Here is a 16,088-nt window from a genome sequence, read left to right on the forward strand (position 1 = left end):
ATGGATTGTTCGTTGGACGGAACGGGCTGCGGCGCCCGCCCGGGTCAGTCGGCGAGCGTCGCCTCGGTCTCGGACACGAGCGTGCCGATGCCCTCGCCCAGAAGCGCCTTGGTCACGTTGCCCTCGCCCTCGAGGCCGAACACGCGGATGTGCTGCTTGTTGTCGCGGGCCATGGACAGCGCCGAGGCGTCCATCACGGCCAGGTTGTCGACCAGCGCGCGGTTGTAGTCGAGGGTCTTGAACCGCTTGGCGTGGTCGTCCTTGCGCGGGTCGGCGGTGTACACGCCGTCGACCCCGTTCTTGCCCATGAGCACCTCGTCGCAGTGGATTTCCAGCGAACGCTGGATCGACACGGTGTCGGTGGAGAAGTACGGCATGCCGGCGCCGGCGCCGAAGATCACCACACGGCCCTTTTCCAAATGGCGGATGGCCTTGAGCGGGATGTACGGCTCGGCGACCTGGCCCATGGTGATGGCGGTCTGCACGCGCGTGGCCTGCCCCTCCTGCTCCAGGAAGTCCTGCAGGGCGAGGCAGTTCATCACGGTGCCGAGCATGCCCATGTAGTCGCCGCGGGAGCGGTCGATGCCCGCCTGCTGCAGTTCGGCGCCGCGGAAGAAGTTGCCGCCGCCGGTCACGATCGCGACCTGCACGCCCTGGCGCACGGCCGGCACGATCTCCTCGGCGATGCGACGCACCACGTGGGTGTCGATGCCGACGCTGCCGCCGCCGAACGCCTCTCCAGAAAGCTTGAGCAGTACCCTTCGCGGCTTGTGTTCTCCAGTCATCAACAGCCTTTCTCGTAGGTGGCCTCGCGGCGCCTCGCCCGGCGAAGCCGCGAAATTTTACCGTTTCTCAGATTATCCGCTAACAACGACAGTCCCGTGCAGCGACGCGCACGAAAAACGGCGGTCCGCGTGAAACACGCGAACCGCCGTTTTCGGCGTATCAGGCGCGGACCGGAATCACTCGGCCTCGCCCTTGCCGACCTCGACGCGGGCGAAGGCCACGGCCTTGCCGCCGACTTCCTTGAACAGGGCGCCGACGGTCTTGGACGGATCCTTGACGTAGGCCTGCTCGAGCAGCACGTTCTCCTTGAAGAAGGCGTTGAGACGGCCCTCGACGATCTTGGGAACGATCTTCTCCGGCTTGCCCTCGGCCAGGGACTTCTCGGTGGCCACGCGGCGCTCGGACTCGACGATGTCGGCCGGAACGTCCTCGCGGGTCAGCCACTGGGCGCCCATGGCGGAGATCTGCAGGGCGGCCTCGTGGGCCACGGCGGCACCGGCCTCGTCGGTGGCGATCATGGCCACGATGCTCGGCGGCATCTCGGCGGACTTCTTGTGCGCGTAGATCTCGACGTGCGGGCCGGCGATCTTGGCGAACTGTCCGACCTTGACGTGCTCGCCGAACAGCGCGGCGGCCTCCTCGACGGCGACCTTCACGGTACCGTCCTCGGCGTTGGCGGCCAGAAGCTCGTCGGCGCTGTTCGCGTCGGCGGCCACGGCGTAGCCGAGCACGGTGTCGGCGAACTCGACGAACTTCGGGGTCTTGGCCACGAAGTCGGTCTCGGAGTTGAGTTCGACGGCGTAGCCGGTCTGGCCCTCGGCGGACTCGACGACCTTGGAGGCGATGGTGCCTTCCTGGGCCTTGCGGCCCTCACGCTTGCCGGCGGCCTGGATGCCCTTGGCGCGGATGATCTCCTTGGCGCGGGCCACGTCGCCGTCGGCCTCGCTCAGGGCCTTCTTGACGTCCATCATGCCGGCGCCGGTCTCCTCGCGCACCTGCTTGATCAAAGCTGCAGTAATTGCCATTGGTGTTGTCTCCTCTAGACTCGTTGGTTCTCCCCCGATGACGGGAGGCGTTGCCACCTCCCATCATAGAGGATGTCACGCTCAGGCCTGGGCTTCGCCCTCGGCTTCGGCGGCTGCCGGAGCGGCCTCGGCGGCCTGCTCGGCGGGGGCCTCGTTGGTCAGGAGTTCCTTCTCCCAGGCGGCCATCGGCTGATCGGCTTCGCCCTCGGCCTTGGTGGCCTTGCCGGAACGCTCCAGCAGGCCATCGGCCACGGCGTCGGCCATCAGGCTGGTCAGCAGCTCTATGCCGCGGATGGCGTCATCGTTGGCCGGGATCGGGTACTCGACGGATTCCGGATCGGTGTTGGTGTCGACCAAGGCCACGACCGGGATGCCCAGCTTGTGGGCTTCCTCGACGGCCAGGGCCTCCTTGTTGATGTCGACGACGAACATCGCGGAAGGAGTGCGGTTCATGTTGCGGATACCGCCCAGCTGCTTGTCGAGCTTGTCCTTCTCGCGCTCGAGCAGCAGCAGTTCCTTCTTGGTCAGACCGGAGCCGTGCACGTCGGAGAAGTCCATCTCCTCGAGCTCCTTGAGGCGGCTCACGCGCTTGGAGACGGTCTGGAAGTTGGTCAGCATGCCGCCGAGCCAACGCTCGGAGACGTAAGGCATGTTCACGCGGGTGGCCTGGGCCTTGATGGCCTCCTGAGCCTGCTTCTTGGTGCCGACGAACAGCACGGTGCCGTTATGGGCGACGGTGGTCTTGATGAAATCATAGGCCTTGTCGATCATCTCGAGCGACTTGAACAGGTTGATGATGTGGATGCCGTTGCGCTGGGTGAGGATGTACTGCTTCATCTTCGGGTTCCAGCGGCGGGTCTGGTGACCAAAGTGGATGCCGGCCTTGAGCATTTCGCTCATCGTGATTTGTGCCATTGCACTACCTTTCATTGTCGGTTATTGCCTGGCCATGCGCACCTGCGTGCAGCCTTCCCCGCCCATCCAAGGCGGTTCCGGCCGACCGACACAGGCCGTCGCGGACATGACGCGATCTCGTGTGCGCCGGTTGACGATAATGGTCGGTCCGAACCGCCTGCGACTGCGGTTCTCGCCTGATGGCGCACAAGCTTCCATAGTACCATGACCGGCGAATAACGGACGGCGGCGGGCTCCCGCCGCTTGGGGAGCCCGCCGCCGTCCGTTTTCTGGGCGCCGCGCGCATCGCGCGCGCACCGCGCCCGCATCACTTGGACTGGTGCTCGCGCATGTACTTCAGCGCGGCCCGGCGCTCCTCCTTCTCGAGGCGGTCGAGGTAGACGTGGCCGTCGAGATGGTCGCACTCGTGCTGCAGCATGCGGCCCATCAGCCCACTGCCCTCGAGCACCACCTCGTTGCCGTCCAGGTCGATGCCGCGCACGCGCGCATAGTCGGCGCGGCGCGTCTTGTACCACAGGCCGGGCACGGACAGGCACCCCTCGTCGCCGTACTGCTCGCCGCGCTTCTCCTCGATCACCGGATTGAGCACATAGCCGATCCTGCCCTCGATGTTGTAGGAGAACGCGCGCAGGCTCACGCCGATCTGGTTGGCGGACAGCCCGGCGCGCCCCGGGTCGTCGACGGTTTCCAGCAGATCGTCGACGAGACGGCGCACGGCCGGAGTGATGGCCTTGATCTCGTCGCAGGGGGTGCGCAACACGGGGTCGGGAACGACCCGGATTTCACGGATGGCCAACGTTATTTCTCCTCATTGTCGTCGGTGCCGGTGCGCGCGGCCGCGGCCGCACCGTCACGTTCCTCGGTGTTGTCGGTATTGCCGGCGTTCTCGGCGTTCGCGGCCGAGGAGGCCGTATCGGACGCGTCAGGCTGCTGGCGCTTGATCCTGTCCTGCATGGTATCAAATGCCTGGCGAACCTTCGGCGTCACGCTCTCGGACGCCTGGCGCACGGTCTCGGTCGTGCGGTCGAGCAGCTGCACGGTCCGGGGCACCGGGCGCGCCGCCTTCTTGGGCGTGTAGATCACGTTGTCGATGACGTCGGCGTAGCGCTCGAGCACCTTCGGGCGCACGACTTTCATGCTGGCGGTCAGCGTGCCCTTGTCCTGGCTGAACTCCTCGTCGAGGATGACGAACTTGCGCACCGATTCGGCGCGCGACACGCTGCTGTTGGCCTGGTCGACGTACTGCTGCACGAAGGCGCGCACCGCGTCGGACTGGGCCACCTCGGCCATCGGCATATCCGGGTCGAGCCCCTGCGCCGACAGCCACGAGCGGACCATCTCCGGGTCGAGCTCGATCAGCGCCGAGATGAACGGCTTGCCGTCGCCGACGACCACCGCGTGCGACACGATCGGGCAGGTGCCAATCGTGTCCTCCATCGGGGCCGGGCTGATGTTCTTGCCGCCGGCGGTGATGATGATGTCCTTCTTGCGCCCGGTGATGTAGATGAACCCGTCGTCGTCGATCCGGGCCAGGTCGCCGGTGTGCAGCCATCCGTCGGGCTCGAGCACCTCGGCAGTCAGTTCGGGCTGCTTGTAGTAGCCGAGGAACACGCTGGCCCCGCGGATCAGCAGCTCGTCGTCGTCGGCCAGCTTCACTTCGGCGCAGCCGGGGTGACCGACCGAACCGACGCGGTTGGAGTCCTGGAAATTGACCATGCACGGCGCCGCGGTTTCGGTCATGCCGTACCCCTGGATGAAGGTGATGCCGTCGAATCCGTTGAAGAAGTGGGCCAGATCGACGTTGAGCGGAGCGCCGCCGCACGCGAGGTACTTGAGGTTCGGCCCGAGCGCGGAGCGGATGGACGATCCGACCGTCTTCATGTAGAAGGCGTGCTCGAGGCGCGCGACCAGCGTATGGCCCTTGCCGTCCTGCTCGTCCTTCGACCACTGCACGAAATGGTCGACGGCCTTGGCGAAGACGCGGCCCTGGATGCCGGCGCCGGCCTTCTGCGAGGCGGCGTTGTACACCTTTTCGAACACGCGGGGCACGCCGAGCAGGTAGGTCGGCTTGAAGCCGCGCAGGTCGGCGAGCAGGTGCTTGGCGCTGGGGATGTAGCCGACCACGCCGTGCGAGCCGATCGCCACGTACTGGATGTAGCGCGCGAAGCAGTGGGCCAGCGGCAGGAACAGCAGCAAGCGGCTCGGCTGGTAGAGCATGTCGTTGAGGACCTCGTAGCCGTTGAGCACGGTATGGGTGAAGTTGCGGTGCGAGAGCATCGCGCCCTTGGGCTTGCCGGTGGAGCCGGACGTGTAGACGATCGTGGCCATGTCGTCGGCCTTCACGCGCGCGATGGTGCGGTCGAGCTCCTCGTCGGAGACGGCCTCGCCGAAGTCGGCCACCGCGTCCAGTCCCGAGGCCTTGAAGTTGAACACGTACTTGAGCCCGTCGCGCCCGTCGCGGATCCGGTCGAGGGTCTGGGCGTGCGAGGAGTCCCCCGCGAACGCGATCACCGGGTCGACGTCGTCGACGATGCTGGCCGCCTGCTTGGCTGAGTCGGTCTCGTAGATCGGCACGCTGACCGCGCCGATGGCGGCGCAGGCGAAGTCCACGACGCCCCATTCGTAACAGGTCGCGGCGTAGATCACCACCATGCTGCCGGCCTTGACGCCCAGGCCGATCAGCCCCTTCGCTATCTCGCGCACGCGCTCCTGCATCTGGCCGGCCGTCACGTCGTGCCACTGGCGCGTCTCGTCGTCCTGCCACTGCGCGATCAGATCGTCCGGATCCCGGCTGACGCGGTCGACGAGCAGCGAGTAAATGGTGTCTTTCTCGGTGGTGGGGCGGATCGTGGCCACACTATATTCACGCAACATAGCTTCATACTATAGCGCGATACGCCGCAACGCTTGCCGCGTAACGCTTTTCGGCATGTCAGCAGTGAGATTCCACTCAAAGTGCACTCTATGTTTTTGGGTGCATTCCATTGTATTCCATGCTCTGATTATGGTCCACTCTATCCCATGAACAATGCGATCCAGTCGAGAGGTCAGTGAACGACGAAAAGGCCCTGTGCCATCCGCATTGAAGCGGCTGGCACAGGGCCTTCGATATGCAAGGAAAGAGTCTATGCGGTCAAATGCGCTTTGATCGCGCTGGCGCCGATGATGGCGCCGCATAGTACGCCGAGTGCGGCGAGCGTGGTCGCGATCGCGTCCATGTAGGGCAGGCCCCATGCGGGGCCTATCGTGCGGGCGAATACCGCGAGGGCGGGGAACACGAGTATGGCGAGCCATTTGAGCACGTCGTAGAGCCGGTTGGGGATGAGCCATGCGGGCGGCGTGAGGTCCACGTCGACTGCCGGGCTCCCCGTGGGGGCGTCGACGTTTGGCGTGGGGGTGTCGGGATTGGTTTCAGCCATTGTTTTTTCTCGATTCTGTCGGGCGGACCCAAGGGGCCTCGGAAGCGCAGGACTTCGAGGCCCCTTGGTTCGGGGTGGGCTAGTAGCGGAGCGTCTCGCCCGGGTAGATGAGGTTCGGGTTGCCGGACCTGTACCCGGTGAGCTGCGTGTAGCTGATGCCGAGGCGTGCGGCGATGCCAGTGAGCGTGTCGCCGCTGCGGACGGTCACGGTGCGGGACGGCGTCGCATTGTTGCCGCTGGCGGGGCCACTGCCGTTGTAGGTGACGACCTGACCTGGATAGATCCTGTTGAGATCACCCGAGGGCACGCGCCATGCGGACAGGGGCCATAGGCCGGTGCGCGTGGCGATGGCGCTCATGGTGTCGCCCGGTTGGACGGTCACGCTGGTCGTCGCGCCATTGGTGTTGCCGGTGGGCGTGGTGTTGGCGAGGAGCTGGTCGACGCGGTCCTGGACCTCCTGGTAACGGTTGCCGAGCAGGAGGCGGCGGGTGGGCAGGTTGCCGTAGTCGCCGCGGATGACCGCGCGGGCGAGCGTGTCCGTGTCCCCGGTGGGCGCGCCCTGCTGCGGGGTCGCGGCCGGTTTCGCGGGCAGCGGGTTCGCGCTGGTGCCTGGCGTGGAGTCGCCTCCCGCGTATTTGGCCCAGGTGCCGGCGTCGCCGTAGAACCAGTTGACGTCGATCGCGTTGCCGATGCCCGCCACGCTGCCGGTGGACGAGTACTGCCATGCGGCCGCGAACTGCCACGGGGCCACGCTGTAGGGCACGTTGCCGGGGTCGCGCAGGCGTTCGCCCGCGTATCCTCGCGGATAACCCGCGACCCACAGGCCGTAGTCGGCGCCGGCCACGTTGCTCCAATTAGCCGACTGGATCACGCTGGCGGACATGTAGATGAGGGGCTTGACTCCCCACGCGCTCTCGACGCGCTGCAACCAGCGCAACGCCCACCACGTCCACGCGTTGTACGCTCCGCCGGGCTCCCAGTCCAGGACCGGGATCACACCGTCGTGCATGTATCCGCGGGTCTGGCTGTTGAACCAGTCGGCCTCGGCCTCCGGCGAATTGCCCAGGTCGGGGCGGGCGAAATGGTACACGCCGCGTCGCACGCCGGCGGTCTTGAGGCCCCGCATGCTGCAGTCGGCCTGCGGGTCCGTGTAGCCCGCGCCCTCGGTCGCCTTGATGAACGCGAAGCTCGCTCCGGCCCGTCTGGCCTGGCCGGCGCGCGTGTCGGTGATGCAGCCCTGCCAGTTGGACGCGTCCACGCCGCTGTCCGCCAGCGCCGACGAGGGCATGAGCCCGATCAGGACCGCGGCCACGAACGCGATCACGAGCGCGAGCAGGCGCAGCGGGAGCGGCTTGTTTTTGTTGTGGATCATCTGTCTCCTCTCAAAAAGGGGTTGGATATGACTTGGCCCCGCGGGGTTCGCGGGGCCAAAAACTATCGGCGCGGGTCCGCGCCGTGAGTGAACAGGACGACGATCAGGAGGCCGATCAGCCATGCGACTGGTATCAGTAGTGGAATCATTTGTCGGCCTTGCGGATGGGGGCTCGTTGGATGTCGTCGTTGAGGGCGGTCCCGTGCCCATTGCCTCCCATGGCGTGGTAGATGTCGTAGAGGCGTTGGGACCGGCCCTTGAGGTCCTCGTCGGCGATCCAGTGATTGTCGTACACCATTTCGCGGCGCAGATCCTCGAGCCGGCACAACAGGAGTTCGCGCATCCCGTTGATCATGGCCGTGCCCCACCGCCATGCCAGGGCGAGCACCGTGACCGCGCCCCCGCACATGGCGGGGATGAGCCAGTCGAGGACCTGCTGGATGAATGGGGGCATGATACGGTCTCCTGACGTGGCTAGTGGCCTGTGGGGTAGGCGACAGGGTGATGCCCTCCGGAATTAAGTAGGCGGGGTCAGTCCGTCGTGTCCGCCGTGGGTGTTTCGCCTGCCGATGTTTCGTCTGTCGGTGTTTCGGGTTGCCAGATGGCGTGGAGTGTGGTGGTGCCGGGTGGTGGGTTGTGTCGCCACCCGGGTTGGAGCATGCGTCCGGTGCCGTCTGGTTTGGTGTTCCATCCCGCGAGGGTGAATCCCTCGCGGGTGGCGTGCCACAGGCGCGTGTAGTTGAGCCAGTCGGCCTCGTTGGGATCCTCGCTGAGGGTCGCGGAGGCGGCGTGCGGCTCGTAGAGGGTCCGGTAGATGGCTCCCTCGTTGGCCCGTTGGTAGACGCGCACGTAGTCGACCTGCATGTCGCCGGCCTTGCCCGCGCCGCCACCGGCCCCGTACCCGTTGAGGATGAGATAGTGGGGGTCGCGGTTGCCCAACAGGGTCGTGTGTTTGCCTGCCCGGTCGTAGTTGCGGGTCAGGTCGTAGGATTTGAGCGCCACGCCGTCCACGGATACGCGCAGCAGGGTCGGGGTCCACAGGAACCCGTAGACCGCCCACTTGCTTTCGCCTGCGGTCAATGCCTGCTGTGGCGTGTACGAGCCCTCCCAGGCGGCGTTGGTCTTGCCGTCGGATGGTTCGTACCATTTCTGCACGTTCGGGTTCCACGTGCCGAGATAGTCATTGTCGAGCCATGTGACGGCCTCGAGGAAGTCGAGCTCCGAGAAGTACCTCCATTCCCTCCGGTCGGTGGTCTTCGCGATGGAGCGTCCCCATAGTGCGGGCCATTTGCCGTTCGTGAAGCTGATGTTCGCGCGCATTTCCAGGTACCCGTATTTGAACGCGAACCGTCCTCCCGTGGTCTGCAGGGCGCGCGGCCCGCTGACCGTCCCGTCCGCCTCCGCGACGCTCGTCAGATGCAGCACGGAATCCTCGACGCGGATGTGTTTGGAGTCCGTGGCCGGGTCGACCATCTGCCGTTTCTCGTAGGGGATGGCGCCCTGTCCCCAGCCCTGGTACGCCCACTTTTGCTGGTCGATGCCGTCACCGTCGAATTCGTCGCCCCACACGTACTGGTAGCCGGCCGGAACGTGCGGGCTTGGTGTCGGCGCGCTCATGTGCGGGCCACCTTGTCCCCCAGACGGACCATCGAGAGGGAGAAGTAGTTGAGCACGCCCACGCCTATGGTCTTCGATCCCGAGTTGCGCACGATCAGGCCCAATCCCTCCAGTTCGGCCAGGGCGTAGACGCGGGACGCGGACAGCACGTACGTCTCGCCGTCCGTGGGAGACGATGCGAGCCGGAACGTGTCACGCACGCCGCCCGCCGCGTTCACAAGCTGGATATGGGCGCTGTTCGCGCCCCACTGGCTCGCGAACGCGTTCAACTCGCCCCGGATGCTCACTTCGTAGAGGCCGGACAGGCTGTTCAATATGACCGCGCCGCCCGCCGGCACGCTGTAGTCCGCGCTCGTCGCGTCCATGCCGGTGAACGGCAGGGCGAGCGTCTTGCCGGACGCGAGGTTGACGCGCTGGTTGTCCTGCGCGGTGCGCGCCACGCACGCCGACACCGGCGCGAATGCGCCCGCCCTCATGTATCGGTTGTCGGACTGGTCCTGCGAGTAGAACAACCGGTACAGGGTCAGCATCGTCTGGCTCGACGCGTCGGCGATGATATTCGACACGGCCGCATCCTGGAACGCCTTGGTACCGCCGTGCAGCTCGCGCATCTGTTCGAGCGCGCTCCTCGCCTCCGGGGTGATATCCCCGGTCGCGCCCGGCCAGATCAGCTCCGGCACCTCCACGATCTGATCCACCATGATCAACCCCTCCTTAACAATCAATAACAATCAATCGGTCAATGCGAAATAACCCCAGCACATCGTGCCCACGCTCCCGTCGACCGCGTCGGTCACGCGGAACAAATACTGGCCCGAAGCGCGCGACAGCCATTCCGCACTCGTGAACAGGCTTGCGGGCAGCAGGCAGGTCACATACCCGTCCACCGTCAACTGGTCGCATCGGCGCGACAGCCACAATTCGCTGCCGTCCGGGGAACGCAATTCCAGCACGCACGAATACCGGGGGCCGCCCGGCGTGTCCGCGTCGCCCGTATACTCGGCCGCGTCCACCACGCTCCTCGCGCCGGTCGCCAGATTCCTCCGCGACCAATGGAAACCAAACCGGAATGAATCACCCCGGATGAACCGCACATCCCTGTGCTTCACACACCGTCCGACAATCGGCATCACGCACCTCCCTCACGGGTCGTCGAGACGACGGGGAACGCGGCCTGCACCGTCAGATCCGCCGTGTTCGACTCCTGTTTCGGCCAGTCCGCGGGGGTCGCGGCCCGATACTGCAATACGACGGAGATCACGTCTCCCGGCTTGAGATTGTTCAAATTGATCACCCCGGATACGAGGCCGTCCCACTGGTCGGATTCCGCGCTCTCACGCGACATCACCCCCGACGCCACCTGCCGGCCGTCCACCAGCAGGCGCAACACGCACCCCGTCTCCACGCTCGTGCTTTTGGCGGTCATGGTCGCGGTGCCGGTGGCCTGCACCGCGCTCACCGAACGGCCAGCCGGCACGCTGACCCGCACCGCGCACAGATCACCCCACTCCGAGGATGGCGGGCCGAACCCCTCCACCGCGGACTCATCCGCGACCACGCTGAGCGCCGAACCGACCAACGCCTGCAGATCAGCCTGCTGCTGGGTAAGCTTCTCGACCGACTGGAACGGGCGGGTGCCTTCGGAGGTGAGCGCGTTGTTGAGGCGTCGGGCCGTGCGCTGGTTGATGCGGCGGATGACCTGCGCGTTATCGATCGTGCCGGGATGGTATTTGCGTGGCATGCCTATTCCTCCGTTGGTCTGGTCTGGATGGTTTGCCATTCGCTGTTCGCGTTCCATTTGACGTCGGTGGTTTTGAGTTCGATGGTCGGGTCGAGCAGCAGGTCGCGTTCCTGTACGGATGGTTTTTCGTGGGTGACGCGCAGGATGATGTGGTCGCCGACGTGCACGTCGTGTTCGAGGCCGGCCTGCAGTCCGTGGGTGGACTGGTCCGCGTCGCCTGTCGCGATGGCGGCTCTGGCGTGGCTTTGCAGTGTCGGCAGTTGGCTGATCGTCGAATGGGAGGAGTCCGCGGTTTGCAGGAGTGGCCAGCCGTTGTCGAGCAGGGTCGTGCCGTCGGCTTTGGCGACGAGGGTTTTGTCGTCGGTTTTGCCTCCGATCATGTAGTGCTGGCAGGTCAGGCTGCTCCCGTCGCAGTCCGTGCCGGCGAGCATGATCCGCTGTCCTGGCGCGAGCCGGTTCCACCGCCATGTCCGGTCGACGAGTTCCGGGGTGCCGACGCGCAGTCGGAAACGGATGTGGTTGTTGTAGTCGACTCGGGGGTCGAGGCGGATTTCCGGCCCGTCGTCCAGGTCTGCGATATCGCTGATCTCGTCCCACACGCTAGGGAATTCCCAGCCGTTCCACGTGCGTTCGTGCGTGGCGTCGCCGTCGATGTCGGGCAGGTCGTACGGCAGCGCCCCCCATTTCATGGTTTCCGTAAGGAGGCTGCGGATCAGATCGCTGTAGGAGCCTTTCGCGTTCAGGACCCACTCCCCCGGTGGATGGTCCTCGTCGATGAGCACGTACCCGTCCTTCCACGAGTCGCGCAGCTTGACGTTGAGGACCTTGCGTTTGTTGAGGATCGTGCCCCCGCCGCCGATCGTCAGGGTCAGCTCGTCTCTTGTGTCGTTGAGACTGTGGGATGTCAGGTAGCCGGCGTGCAGGATGCGAGCGCCCATGTGCGCCGCGTAGATCGTGCCCCAGTCGTGCAGGTACGGGTCCAGGTCGGGGATGAGGCGCAACTGCTTGCAGTCGGGGATGGTGGCGTTCATCGATCCTTCGTCGCTGATGGAGTCCTGGCCGGATAGTGTCGTGTAGGGCAGGCGGCCGAGGTAGGTTCCGGTTAGGCCGTTGTATGCCTTGAGGATGATGGGGTCCATGCGTGTCATCTCCATGCGTTGCGGATGATCAGGGATGTGTTCGCGTTGCCGGTGGTGGTACTGCGGATCAGGTGCGTTCCTGGCGGGATACGGAATGCGTCGTCCATGGTTATGGTTCCCGTGTCGGGGATCATGGCGGCGAGGTCGAGTTTGGCGTCCACGGGGCCGATATCGGGGAGTGTCCATGTGATCCGGTGTCCGTCATAGGTCAGGGAGACTGTTTTTGGCGTGCCGGTGACGTGCAGGATCGGGTAGACGGGTTGGGTGCCGTGGTTGCGGACCGTGATCGTGTCCACGCTGGCCGGGTATTCGATCGGGGGCCCGTATTTCAATGGGTCCGGACAGTAGATCACGAGCGTGAAGTTCAGGTTTTCCTCGTGTCGCCAGCGGGTGCCGTTGGGGTCGTCCGTGATCCATCCGCTGGTTTGGCGGGTGCCGGCCGAATCCGTGACGCGTATGGTCAGGATCCGGCCGATCAGGTCGGCGATGCGGTCGCATGCGTTGGATTGTGCGATGCTGGACTCGCATACGGTCCAGCACGCGAGTTCCAGGGTGCGTCCCTCGGTGGTCAGTTGGCCGGCTGCCGGCATGTAGGAGCCGTCCGCCGTGGGGCGTCGCTGTGGCTTGTAATCGGTGGCCGGCGGGCTGTCCCAGCCTTTGATCGATTTGAGCCACCACCCGTGGTAGCGGGTGTCGAGCATGGGCGACTGGATGCCGATGACATCCGTGTCGGTTTCGATCGTCACCCGTACCATGGATCCTCCTTAGCTGAACGGCGCCATGTCATGGCGGTTGCGCGCCGTGATCTTCGCTTCCACGTCATCCCAGGTCAGGCCCTGGATGATGTAGGTGGGCTTGTATTCGACGTTGCGCGAGTCCTGCCGGTACGTTTTCGCCTGTTCGGGGTTGAGGACCAGTTCCGGCGCTCCGGTCCGGTTCTCGACCAGTGTCCTGCCTTGCGGCAGCCATCCGCCCTTGTCGTAGAGGGCCGTCCGGGTGGGGACGATGCCGCCGGTCGAGTAGCCTCCGGGCCGGTTCATGCCGGCGATGGATCCGTAGCGATGGATCGAATAGTTGATGCCCGCGTAGATGTTGGCCATCGGGTCGAGGATGCCCTTGCTTGTAAAGGGTCCCGCGTACGCGTTGAACGTGGGCGGGATGGTCTGCATGAGGCCCTGCGAGGGGATGCCGGCCGCGGCGTTGGAATCCCAGTTGTTGACGGCGTTGGGGTTGCCGCCGGACTCCTGGTTCATGCGTCGCAGCACGGTGTCGGCCCATGTGGCGGGCTGTCCGAGCATGTTCAAGGCTTTGAGGACGAGCGGTCGCCATTGTTCGACGCCGGCGCCGCCCTGCCAGCTGACCGGCCCGCCCTGGGCGGTGTCGGCCGGCGTGAACAGTTTCCCGACCATGCTTTTGGCCTTGTCGATCAGACCGGACGCGACCTTGACGGGCAGTTGTGCGACCAGTTGCCCCCAGCTGCCGGATCCGATGCTCGCGACCATGCTGCGTACGGGGTCGAGGATCCGGGACGTGATGAACGCTCCGGGGTCGGCGACGAACGAGCCGATCGCGTCGGCGATGCCGCTAATGGCCTGCTTGGCCTTGCCGACGATGCCGCCGTCCTTGTAGGCCTGCATGCCCATGTCGCGGCGTACCGCCCCGGCGCCCTGACTGCGTGCCATGCGGTTCCACCGGTGGATGTTGCCCGCGCCCACGGCCCTGACCCATTCGGGGACCATCCACGCCTCGCCGGGCGAGGTGAGCGCGAGGATGCTGTCATGGCCGGGCGCGTAGCCGGGGTTGATGCCGCCGGCCGCGAACTGTGCGTCCGGTAGCTTGAGGTCGAGGCCGACCGCGTTGGCGATGCCGTTCCACACCTTTTGGATGCCGTTCGTATAGACGACGTCCACGATCCAGCGCACGGGTTTCGCGGCCGCGTCCTTCAGGGAGTCCCATGCCTTGACCGCCATGTCCTTCATGCCTTGCATGGCTTTGCCGAGATTGTCTATGCCCCTTTTGAAGGGGTCTATGACGTTCGTGCTCAGCCAGTTCCATACTGCGCTTATTGCGGATTGGATGCCGTTCCATACAGGGACCACTATGTTCGCGTACAACCAATTGAATACGGTGCCGAGCAGATTCAACGCCGTTTTGAACGGGGTGATCACGTTCAGATTGATCCAGTTCCACGCGGTGTTGAACGAACTTTGGATCGCCGTCCACACCGGTTGGAAAACGTTCGTGTACAGCCAGTTGAATACGGTGCCAAGCAGGTTCAACGCGAGCTGGAATGGAGTGAAGAACACGGTTCCCAGTATCGTCATCGCCAGTTGGAACGCTGTTTTGATGAATCCGAGTGTCGGGCTGATGATGCTTGTCCACAGCCAGGACAATGCCGTGCCGAGTGCTTGCAGGCCGGATACCACCCACTGGAAGCCGGACTGCAACGCCGGCCATACGATATTCCACGCGCCAGCAAGGAACCCGGTGAACGACGACCACGCTCGGCGCCCGGTTTCGGTGTACGTGAAAAACCATGTCAGCGCGGTTACGGCAAGAGCCACGCCGGTGATGATCAGTCCCAGCGGATTTGCCGATACCGCCGCGGTGAGGAATTTGACCGCTCCTCCCGCTGCGGTTATCGCGGCGGACAGGCCTTGGAACCAACCCGTGACTGAGACGATGATGCTTCCTGCGGCCCATGTCGCGAATCCCGCGCCGATCCCAGCGATCACCGGTATGAGTGCCGGACCATTGGATTGCAGCCACGCGAAACCATTGGTGACGACGTCGCCGATGCCGCTCATGACACCGGTGATCTGCGGTTTGACGGTGTTGAGCAGTTGGGTCCCCACGCCGGTGATGCTGGCTTGCAGGTTGCCCCATGCGCCCTCGATGGTACTGGTGCTGGTGGCTGCCTGCTTGGCTACGTCCTGCGTGCCGAGCTGCATGATGGCTTTGTTGAACTCATCGGCTGTGATCTGCCCGTCGGCCATGGCGTCGCGAAAGTTTCCGGTGACCGCGCCGTTGGCTTTCATGGCTTCCTGGAGTTTTCCGGACGCGCCTGGGATGGCGTCGGCGAGCTGGTTCCAGTTCTCCGTGGTCAGTTTTCCCGCGCCGGCCGTCTGGGTGAGCATCATCGCCACGGACTTGTAGGTTTCGGCGTTGCCTCCCGCGACCGCGTTCAGATTGCCCGCCGCCTCGGCCAGTTTCTCGTAGTTGGGAACGCCGTTTGCGGCCAGCTGGGCTGTAGTGTTCTGAATATCGGCAAGGTCATAGACTGTCTGGTCCGCGTATTTCTGCGTCTGCTTGGTGAGCTTGTCGATGTCCTTGCCGCCGATTCCGGCGAAGCCCAGGGTTTGCTTGAATTTGTCGGTTGCGTCGGAGGCTTCCGTGATCTGGCTTCCGATGCCGCTGAAAGCGTCGATGACACGTCCGGATATCTGGGAGGCGACGCCGCCGATCATGCCTATGGCGCCGGCTGAGAGCTTGGATTTGCCGGCTAGTTCGCCGCCTGCGTCCGCGGTCGCCCCGTAGGCGTTGCGCAGTCGCTCCAATATGCCGACGCGTTTGGTTTCCGTGGACGCGGCTTTTTCCTGCGCGTCCTTGAGCTGTGTGGTGGTTTCCTTGGCGGCGTTCTGCGCTTCGCGCAGCGTGTTTTCCGCGTCGGAGAGGCGGCTGGTCGCGGTGCGGGCCTTGGATCGGGCGGATTCGAGTTGGGCCGACGCCTTGATGGCCTGCGAGCTGTTGCGCCCGTTCTTCAGGACGGTTTCGTCGAGTTTGCGTTCGGCGGCCTGCAGGTTCATCGCGGCTACGCGCTGCTGGTCTCGGGCCTGTCCGATTTCCTTGGTGGCTTGTTTGACGGCGTTCTTGGCTTTTTTCTCGGCTGCTTCGAGGTTGGCGACGATGCCGTCCGTGCCGTTTTTCGATGCGGCGGCGTTCATGCTTTTCGCCATCGCGTCGCCGAGCCGGGTACCGGCGTTGGCGACCTGGGATTGCGCGCCCGATACGAGTTTGCCGCCGAAACCGTTCAGGTTCGGCAGCACGTCGATGAATGCGGCTGTTCCGGCCATC

Annotated in this window: 15 protein-coding genes; all 15 read right to left on the reverse strand. The window is 64.9% G+C overall.

Translation table 11 applies throughout. The features are described from left to right. Nucleotides 1-44: 44 nt before the first annotated feature. Nucleotides 45-785, reverse strand: coding sequence for a UMP kinase (gene pyrH, locus BBSC_RS07295; RefSeq protein WP_033519289.1), 741 nt, complete (start codon nucleotides 783-785; stop codon nucleotides 45-47). Nucleotides 786-962: 177 nt separating this feature from the next. Then, the gene (gene tsf / locus BBSC_RS07300) at nucleotides 963-1,811 is read right to left on the reverse strand and encodes a translation elongation factor Ts (protein WP_033519288.1); all 849 of its coding nucleotides are present in this window, start codon (nucleotides 1,809-1,811) and stop codon (nucleotides 963-965) included. An 81-nt stretch (nucleotides 1,812-1,892) separates the two neighbouring features. Then, a complete protein-coding gene (rpsB, locus tag BBSC_RS07305; protein WP_033519287.1) occupies nucleotides 1,893-2,726 on the reverse strand; it encodes a 30S ribosomal protein S2 in 834 nt (277 codons plus the stop codon). Between the two features lie 307 nt (nucleotides 2,727-3,033). After that, nucleotides 3,034-3,522 carry a peptide deformylase gene (gene def / locus BBSC_RS07310; RefSeq protein ID WP_033519286.1) on the reverse strand — a complete coding sequence of 163 codons (489 nt, stop codon included), beginning with the start codon at nucleotides 3,520-3,522 and terminating at the stop codon, nucleotides 3,034-3,036. Nucleotides 3,523-3,524: 2 nt separating this feature from the next. Further along, entirely contained in the window at nucleotides 3,525-5,600 is a 2,076-nt protein-coding gene (locus BBSC_RS07315) for an AMP-dependent synthetase/ligase (RefSeq protein ID WP_046726311.1), read from the reverse strand. Between the two features lie 251 nt (nucleotides 5,601-5,851). After that, the gene (locus BBSC_RS07320; RefSeq protein WP_081892879.1) at nucleotides 5,852-6,145 is read right to left on the reverse strand and encodes a phage holin; all 294 of its coding nucleotides are present in this window, start codon (nucleotides 6,143-6,145) and stop codon (nucleotides 5,852-5,854) included. A gap of 79 nt (nucleotides 6,146-6,224) precedes the next feature. After that, nucleotides 6,225-7,517 (reverse strand): GH25 family lysozyme, encoded by a 1,293-nt coding sequence (locus BBSC_RS07325; protein ID WP_034535415.1) that lies wholly within the window; start codon nucleotides 7,515-7,517, stop codon nucleotides 6,225-6,227. Between the two features lie 145 nt (nucleotides 7,518-7,662). Further along, nucleotides 7,663-7,971, reverse strand: a complete 309-nt coding sequence (locus BBSC_RS07330) for a hypothetical protein (RefSeq protein WP_033520061.1) — start codon at nucleotides 7,969-7,971, stop codon at nucleotides 7,663-7,665. Nucleotides 7,972-8,048: 77 nt separating this feature from the next. Continuing rightward, nucleotides 8,049-9,134, reverse strand: a complete 1,086-nt coding sequence (locus BBSC_RS07335) for a glycoside hydrolase family 16 protein (RefSeq protein ID WP_033520062.1) — start codon at nucleotides 9,132-9,134, stop codon at nucleotides 8,049-8,051. After that, nucleotides 9,131-9,835 (reverse strand): hypothetical protein, encoded by a 705-nt coding sequence (locus BBSC_RS07340; protein WP_033520063.1) that lies wholly within the window; start codon nucleotides 9,833-9,835, stop codon nucleotides 9,131-9,133. The genes BBSC_RS07335 and BBSC_RS07340 overlap by 4 nt, the downstream gene beginning before the upstream one ends. A gap of 30 nt (nucleotides 9,836-9,865) precedes the next feature. Further along, nucleotides 9,866-10,147, reverse strand: coding sequence for a hypothetical protein (locus BBSC_RS07345; protein ID WP_033520064.1), 282 nt, complete (start codon nucleotides 10,145-10,147; stop codon nucleotides 9,866-9,868). Nucleotides 10,148-10,263: 116 nt separating this feature from the next. Next, the gene (locus tag BBSC_RS07350; protein WP_034535418.1) at nucleotides 10,264-10,875 is read right to left on the reverse strand and encodes a hypothetical protein; all 612 of its coding nucleotides are present in this window, start codon (nucleotides 10,873-10,875) and stop codon (nucleotides 10,264-10,266) included. 2 nt (nucleotides 10,876-10,877) lie between these two features. Next, nucleotides 10,878-12,014, reverse strand: a complete 1,137-nt coding sequence (locus BBSC_RS07355; RefSeq protein WP_033519672.1) for a hypothetical protein — start codon at nucleotides 12,012-12,014, stop codon at nucleotides 10,878-10,880. A 5-nt stretch (nucleotides 12,015-12,019) separates the two neighbouring features. Further along, nucleotides 12,020-12,769 carry a hypothetical protein gene (locus BBSC_RS07360; RefSeq protein WP_033519673.1) on the reverse strand — a complete coding sequence of 250 codons (750 nt, stop codon included), beginning with the start codon at nucleotides 12,767-12,769 and terminating at the stop codon, nucleotides 12,020-12,022. A gap of 9 nt (nucleotides 12,770-12,778) precedes the next feature. Further along, nucleotides 12,779-16,087: a tape measure protein gene (locus tag BBSC_RS14240; RefSeq protein WP_051923150.1), complete on the reverse strand. Its 3,309-nt coding sequence runs from the start codon at nucleotides 16,085-16,087 to the stop codon at nucleotides 12,779-12,781. Between the last annotated feature and the right edge of the window lies 1 nt (nucleotide 16,088).

Origin of the sequence: Bifidobacterium scardovii JCM 12489 = DSM 13734, from assembly GCF_001042635.1 — a bacterium.
GTDB lineage: Bacteria > Actinomycetota > Actinomycetes > Actinomycetales > Bifidobacteriaceae > Bifidobacterium > Bifidobacterium scardovii.

Coding starts and splice junctions, on each gene's coding strand:
- BBSC_RS14240 (WP_051923150.1), bottom strand. CDS start 16,087: ATGGCCGGAACAGCCGCATTCATCGACGTGCTGCCGAACCTGAACGGT.
- BBSC_RS07350 (WP_034535418.1), bottom strand. CDS start 10,875: ATGCCACGCAAATACCATCCCGGCACGATCGATAACGCGCAGGTCATC.
- BBSC_RS07360 (WP_033519673.1), bottom strand. CDS start 12,769: ATGGTACGGGTGACGATCGAAACCGACACGGATGTCATCGGCATCCAG.
- BBSC_RS07325 (WP_034535415.1), bottom strand. CDS start 7,517: ATGATCCACAACAAAAACAAGCCGCTCCCGCTGCGCCTGCTCGCGCTC.
- BBSC_RS07355 (WP_033519672.1), bottom strand. CDS start 12,014: ATGGACCCCATCATCCTCAAGGCATACAACGGCCTAACCGGAACCTAC.
- BBSC_RS07320 (WP_081892879.1), bottom strand. CDS start 6,145: ATGGCTGAAACCAATCCCGACACCCCCACGCCAAACGTCGACGCCCCC.
- BBSC_RS07340 (WP_033520063.1), bottom strand. CDS start 9,835: ATGGTGGATCAGATCGTGGAGGTGCCGGAGCTGATCTGGCCGGGCGCG.
- BBSC_RS07330 (WP_033520061.1), bottom strand. CDS start 7,971: ATGCCCCCATTCATCCAGCAGGTCCTCGACTGGCTCATCCCCGCCATG.
- BBSC_RS07335 (WP_033520062.1), bottom strand. CDS start 9,134: ATGAGCGCGCCGACACCAAGCCCGCACGTTCCGGCCGGCTACCAGTAC.
- rpsB (WP_033519287.1), bottom strand. CDS start 2,726: ATGGCACAAATCACGATGAGCGAAATGCTCAAGGCCGGCATCCACTTT.
- tsf (WP_033519288.1), bottom strand. CDS start 1,811: ATGGCAATTACTGCAGCTTTGATCAAGCAGGTGCGCGAGGAGACCGGC.
- BBSC_RS07315 (WP_046726311.1), bottom strand. CDS start 5,600: ATGTTGCGTGAATATAGTGTGGCCACGATCCGCCCCACCACCGAGAAA.
- pyrH (WP_033519289.1), bottom strand. CDS start 785: ATGACTGGAGAACACAAGCCGCGAAGGGTACTGCTCAAGCTTTCTGGA.